The organism is Nitratireductor aestuarii, from assembly GCF_014641695.1.
GTDB lineage: Bacteria > Pseudomonadota > Alphaproteobacteria > Rhizobiales > Rhizobiaceae > Chelativorans > Chelativorans aestuarii.
Genome location: NZ_BMIF01000055.1, coordinates 1 through 920 on the forward strand (window position 1 = coordinate 1; position 920 = coordinate 920).

Annotated in this window: 1 protein-coding gene and 1 pseudogene; one reads left to right on the forward strand and one right to left on the reverse strand. The window is 59.5% G+C overall.

The annotated features are described in order from the left end of the window. Positions 1-106: 106 nt before the first annotated feature. Positions 107-691: pseudogene (locus tag IEX27_RS21070) on the reverse strand (IS30 family transposase); the annotation flags it as partial. Positions 692-782: 91 nt separating this feature from the next. Here IEX27_RS21070 and IEX27_RS21075 point away from each other — a divergent pair. After that, positions 783-920: helix-turn-helix domain-containing protein (locus IEX27_RS21075; RefSeq protein ID WP_188723030.1), on the forward strand; the 138-nt coding region annotated here is incomplete at its 3' end.

Here is a 920-nt window from a genome sequence, read left to right on the forward strand (position 1 = left end):
TTCGGCGAGAGCGTTGTCATAGGAATCGCCAACGCTGCCGACCGACGGCTCGATGCCTGCCTCCGCCAGCCGCTCGGAATACTTGATTGACACGTATTGGGCAGATTCAACCGGTCGTCGCAACACCGTCGATTATAGCTTGATTGAGCACTTGGTCGAGAGCTTCTGCAGGCGTGCGCCAGCCCAGTGTTTTGCGGGGTCTTGTATTGAGGGCATGCGCTACAGCGCTGAGTTCATCGGTGCCATACTGACTGAGATCGGTGCCCTTCGGAAAGTATTGGCGCAGCAATCCGTTGGTGTTTTCGTTGCTTCCGCGCTGCCAAGGGCTTTGGGGGTCGCAGAAGTAGATTTCGAGACCAGTGTCGATCCGAAGCTGTGCGTGCTGAGCCATTTCTGCACCCTGGTCCCAGGTCAAGGATCGGCGTAGGTGCGCCGGTAGCTCCATGATGGTTTCGGCGATAGCGTCACGGACTGCTTCGGCGCCGTGTCCAGCGAGAGCGGGGCCGTTTTTGACAGATTTATCGATCCCGTGACGCTCCATGCGTGGCAGGTGAAGGAGCATTGTGAACCGTGTTGTACGTTCGACCAGCGTGCCAATCGCCGAGCTGCCGAGACCGAGAATGAGATCACCCTCCCAGTGTCCAGGCACCGCTCTGTCGCCGACCTCCGTTGGACGATCGCTGATCATTAGAGCGGTTTTCCACCGCTTTGAATCGATGAGGGATTCCCTCGCCGGCTGATTTCTGATTCAGGATCCATGCTGGTGAAGGAGGCCGGCATGGATGGGTCACGTTCTCTCAATGGATTTGCGGGTTCGGCTTCTGGCTGCGATTGAAGGCGGGCTGAGTTGCCGGGCGGCGGCGGCGCGTTTCGGCGTGGCACCATCGACGGCGATCCGGTGGCATGCGCAGCAGCGCGAG